The sequence below is a fragment of the Gardnerella sp. C0684A1 genome (assembly GCF_055326835.1).
Window position 1 is genome coordinate 1 of record NZ_JBLTSX010000034.1, and the last position, 265, is coordinate 265.

1 protein-coding gene is annotated in these 265 nt (G+C 74.3%); it reads right to left on the reverse strand.

What is annotated here, in order from left to right:
• Nucleotides 1–28 precede the first annotated feature (28 nt).
• On the reverse strand, nt 29–265 hold a 237-nt coding region (locus ACNEUN_RS06265; protein ID WP_463631576.1), incomplete at its 5' end, for a hypothetical protein.

Sequence of the window (265 nt, forward strand, 5' to 3'; positions counted from 1 at the left end):
GGCACCGAGCTGGCGCAGCAGTTCTCGTTCAGGATCGACTGACGCGGATGCGCTCGCCCGCCTCACCACCAGCAGCCGACGCCGCGACACCACGTTCCCGGCGCGGCGCGCCGAAACCCGGAGGCGCCCTGCGCCCGCTGCTGCTTTTGCTGGCCTCGGCCTGGCTCGGCGCCGGTTGCACCAGCGCGCCGCCCCGGGCGCAGGTGGCCGCCGAGCCAAGCAGCCGTCCGCTCGACACCGCCGAATGCGCGGCCCTTGGCAACAT